Raw genomic sequence first — 4,625 nt, forward strand, 5'->3', positions numbered from 1 at the left:
CTGCCGGAGGGCGCATCCCCAGGCGCGCGCGGGCCGCCCGCCCGCGCTCCACGCGCCGTCACATATCGTGCCGCCCCGTCAGCAGCTCCTGGAACTTGACCTTCGCGTTGACGACCGGGTGCCGCCAGCGCTCGTCCCGGCGGGCCGCGCGGGCCATCTTCTTCGGGTTGTTCCGGTAGCGCCATCTGGCCCACGGCGCGCCGGGCCTGCTGAGCCGTACCACTCCCACGACGAGCAGCGGGATGAAGAACAGTCCGATCAACCCGGTCCACACCTTGCCCTTGAGCAGCGTGATCACGGCCATCGTGAGCTCGAAGACCAGGAACCCGGCGAGGAACAGCGCGGTGCCGAGCGTCGGGTCCTCGCGGTAGTCCGTCCAGTCGACCACCCCGATCGGCCGGAAGCCGAGCAGCACGAGCCCGACCATGGCGGCCGCGACGAACACCGCGTCGACGGAGGTCCGTCCCTCCTGCGTCCAGTACACGTCGCGCAGATGCAGGATGAGCGCGAACTCGTCGAGGACGAGCGCCGTGCCGATGCCGAAGAACACGGCCAGCGTCGACTTCACCGGGGTCGACGGCGCTTCCACCGCGAACACGCCGATGCCGCTGATGAGCAGCAGGACCACGCCGAAGACCACATGGTGGATATGGAGCCCGCCGGGCTTCACGTTCCCCGGCCACCAGCGCACCTCGGCCCTGATCATGCGCACGCTCAGCCGGATGAAGGCGAAGCCGACGATGAACGAGGCCAGCAGGCAGAACAGCGGGAGCCGGCCGGTGTCCACGATCTCGCGCATGAACCAGCCTTGCTGCGCCACGCCGCCGCTCCTTCCCGTCAGCCGCCCATCCGGACGCTATGGAACCAGACAGCCCGCCGCCACTCGTACGCGGCGAACGGGCGCAGAGCGGTCAGGTTCGTGCGGATCAGGGACGTCCGGGATCAGGAATGTGCGGTTCGGGGACAGGCGCGGCGGGACGAGGCGGCCAACGGGTTGCCGAGCGCGGGCGGGACGCGCCCACCAAGGCGCGCCCAGCGCACTTCCGCCCGATCTCACGCCTAATGTGACCGAATGAGTGCCACTGTCCAGGGCAGCGAAACGACCCCGCTACGCGCCGCCGGAACGGCCTGGTCGCGCTTCCTGCACCGCGTCCCCAACGGCTTCGCCATCTTCTTCGGCCTGCTCGGTCTGTTCTGCGCCGTCACCGCGCTGATCAGTCCGCTGCGCCGGGCGGTGCGGCCGCTGATCCGGCTGCTGGACACCCTCACCGTCCCCACCACGCCGAACCTCGCCTACGCGGTGTTCCTCTTCCTGCTGGCCGCCGCGATGACGGCCCGCAAGCGGGTCACCCTCTGGTTCGTCCTCGGCTATCTGGCGCTGCTGATCCTGGCCGATGTGCTGCTGCTGTTCTTCGGCTATATGGACATCTTCCCGTCGCTGATCCTGTGCGTCGCCGCCCTCGTGCTGCTGGTCCTGGCCCGGCGCGAGTTCTACGCGGCCTCCCGGCGCGGCGCGTTCCTGCTGGCCCTGCTGGTGCTCGCGGCCGGGCTGGCCGTCGCCGTCCTGGTCGGCTGGGGGCTGGTGTCCCTCTTCCCCGGCGGCCTGGAGGCCGGTGGCGGCAACCGGCTGCTGTGGGTCGCCAACCGGGTCTGCGGCGGCTTCGTCGGCGGACGGCACTTCGAGGGCCGCCCGCCGTCCTGGCTGTTCTTCCTGCTCGGCCTGTTCGGCGCGCTCGCGCTGCTCAACGCGGCGGCCACCCTCTTCCGCTCGCAGCGGCTCGTATCGGCGCTGCACGGCGACGAGGAGCCGCGTATCCGGGCGCTGCTCGGCCGGTACGGCGGCCAGGACTCGCTCGGCTACTTCGCCACCCGGCGCGACAAGGCCGTCGTCTTCTCCCCGAGCGGCAAGGCCGCGGTGACCTACCGGGTGGAGGCGGGCGTCTGCCTGGCCAGCGCCGACCCGCTGGGCGACAAGGAGGCCTGGACCCCTGCCGTCGACGCCTGGCTCGCGCTCGCCGGGCACTACGGCTGGCAGCCCGCGGTGATGGGCGCGAGCGAGGAGGGCGCGAAGGCCTACGCGCGGTCCGGGCTCGGCGCGCTCCAGCTCGGTGACGAGGCGATCCTGCCGGTCGCCGGCTTCGACCTGCACGGCCGCGAGATGCGGGTCACCCGGCAGGCCGTCAACCGGGTCGAGCGCTCCGGCGCCACCACCCGGGTCCGGCGGCACTCCATGCTCACCGACGAGGAGATGGAGGAGGTCGTCCGGCGCGCGGACGCCTGGCGCGACACCGACACCGAGCGCGGCTTCTCCATGGCGCTGGGCCGGCTGGGCGATCCGCAGGACGGCGACTGCCTGCTGGTCGAGGCGTTCGACAGCGACGGCGTGATGATCGCGCTGCTGTCGTTCGTGCCCTGGGGCCGCGACGGCGTGTCGCTCGACGTGATGCGCCGGGACCGCAGCGCGCCCAACGGCGTCATGGAGTTCATGGTCGCCCAGCTGTGCGCGCAGGCGGGCCGCCTGGGCGTCAAGCGGATCTCGCTGAACTTCGCCGTCTTCCGCGCCGCCTTCGAGGAGGGCGCACGGATCGGCGCGGGCCCGGTCCTGCGGGTCTGGCGGCGGCTGCTGCTGGTCTTCTCCAAGTGGTGGCAGCTCGAAGCGCTGTACCGGTCGAACGTGAAGTACAACCCCGAGTGGCACCCGCGCTTCCTCTGCTACGCCGACGCGGGCGCGCTGGCCCGGATCGGGCTCGCCTCCGGCATCGCCGAGGGGTTCGTGGACGTACCGAGCCTGCGCTCCCTGTGGGGCAAGGGCCACCCGAAGGGCGTCGCGGCCCCCGCCAGCACCGCCGGCCTCCCCTCGCTGTCCGAACTCGGCCTGCTGGCAGCCGACGGCGTCGGGCCGGACGCCGACCCGCTGGCGGGCCTGCCCGAGCAGGTCAGGGTGCGGCATCACAAACTGGAGCGGCTGCGGACGGCAGGCCAGGAGCCCTATCCGGTCGACGCGCACCGCACGCACACCCTGGCCCAGATCACCGCCGAGCACCGCGGCCTCGCCCCCGGCGCGCGCACCGGCGAGCGGGTCACCGTCGCCGGCCGGCTGATGCTGCTGCGCGACCACGGCGGGATCGCGTTCGCCGTGCTCCGCGACTGGTCGGGCGACCTGCAACTCGCCCTCACCCGCGACGGGACCCTCGACCCCGGCGGGGCCGAGACCCTGACCCGGTTCGGATCGGACATCGACCTCGGCGACCATCTGGAGGCCGAGGGCGAGGTCGGAGCGACCGAGCGCGGCGAGCCGACCGTCTTCGTCACCGGCTGGCGGATGACCGCCAAGTGCCTGCGCCCGCTGCCCGACAAGCGGCGCGGCCTGGCCGACCCGGAGGCCAAGGTGCGGCAGCGCCACGTCGACCTCGTCGTCAGCGCCGACGCCCGGCAGGCCGTACGGGCCCGCAGCGCGGCGGTGCAGGCACTGCGCCAGGGGCTGCTCGACCGCGGCTATCTGGAGGTCGAGACCCCGATGCTGCAACAGGTGCACGGCGGCGCGAACGCCCGGCCGTTCACCACCCACATCAACGCCTACGACCTCGACCTCTATCTGCGCATCGCACCGGAGCTGTACCTCAAGCGGCTGTGCGTGGGCGGCATGGAGAAGGTCTTCGAGATGGGCCGCACCTTCCGCAACGAGGGCATCTCCTACAAGCACAACCCTGAGTTCACGATGCTGGAGGCGTACCAGGCCTTCGCCGACTACGACGTGATGCTGAACCTGACCCGCGAACTCATCCAGGGCGCGGCCGTGGCCGCCTTCGGCTCGATGGTGGCCCGCAAGCCGGACGGCGACGGCCGGATCGTCGAGCACGACATCTCAGGCTCGTGGCCGGTGCGGACGGTCCACGACGCGATCTCCGAGGCGCTGGGCGAGAGCGTCGACGCGGACACCGGCATCGAGGCGCTGCGCCGGCACTGCGACGCCGCCGGAGTGCCGTACAAGCCGGAGCACGGGCGCGGCGACGTCGTGCTGGAGATGTACGAGCGGCTCGTGGAGGAGCGCACCACGCTGCCCGCGTTCTACAAGGATTTCCCCACCGACGTCTCCCCGCTGACCCGGCAGCACCGCATCGACCCGCGGCTCGCCGAGCGCTGGGACCTGGTCGCCTTCGGCACCGAACTGGGCACCGCTTACTCGGAGTTGACCGACCCGGTGGAGCAACGGCGGCGGCTCACCGCGCAGTCGCTGCTCGCGGCGGGCGGCGACCCGGAGGCGATGGAGCTGGACGAGGACTTCCTGGACGCGCTGGAGTACGCGATGCCGCCGACCGGCGGGCTGGGAATCGGGGTGGACCGGCTGGTGATGTTCCTGACCGGCCTGTCGATCCGGGAGACGCTGCCGTTTCCGCTGGTGCGGCGGCGCTGATACCCCTCGCCCAGGCCCCGGCGTCCCCCCTGCCCTCACTGCGAGGCTGGAGGGGAGGGGCAAGCCCCTCCCCCGCCCGTCGGCGCTCAGCCGACCGGACCCTCCAGACCGATCAGCCCCGCCAGCGCCGCGCGATGCCGCGCCGGGGTGCCGAGGGCGATGTGGTCGGCCTTGGCCCGCTTGAGATAGAGATGCGCGGGGTGCTCCCAGG

2 protein-coding genes and 1 pseudogene are annotated in these 4,625 nt (G+C 72.2%); 1 reads left to right on the top strand and 2 read right to left on the bottom strand.

Annotated elements, in window-relative coordinates; genetic code table 11:
• Positions 1 to 58: 58 nt before the first annotated feature.
• Positions 59 to 820, bottom strand: a complete 762-nt coding sequence (locus QMK28_RS33580; RefSeq protein ID WP_326443478.1) for a hypothetical protein — start codon at positions 818 to 820, stop codon at positions 59 to 61.
• A gap of 252 nt (positions 821 to 1,072) precedes the next feature.
• Here QMK28_RS33580 and lysX point away from each other — a divergent pair, with 252 nt between their 5' ends.
• Positions 1,073 to 4,414 carry a bifunctional lysylphosphatidylglycerol synthetase/lysine--tRNA ligase LysX gene (gene lysX, locus QMK28_RS33585; RefSeq protein ID WP_326443479.1) on the top strand — a complete coding sequence of 1,114 codons (3,342 nt, stop codon included), beginning with the start codon at positions 1,073 to 1,075 and terminating at the stop codon, positions 4,412 to 4,414.
• Between the two features lie 86 nt (positions 4,415 to 4,500).
• Here lysX and QMK28_RS33590 read toward each other — a convergent pair.
• Positions 4,501 to 4,625 (bottom strand): annotated as a pseudogene (locus QMK28_RS33590) (acyl-CoA dehydrogenase family protein); the annotation flags it as partial.

This window comes from Streptomyces sp. H27-D2, assembly GCF_035828615.1.
In the GTDB taxonomy this organism is placed as follows: Bacteria; Actinomycetota; Actinomycetes; order Streptomycetales; family Streptomycetaceae; genus Streptomyces.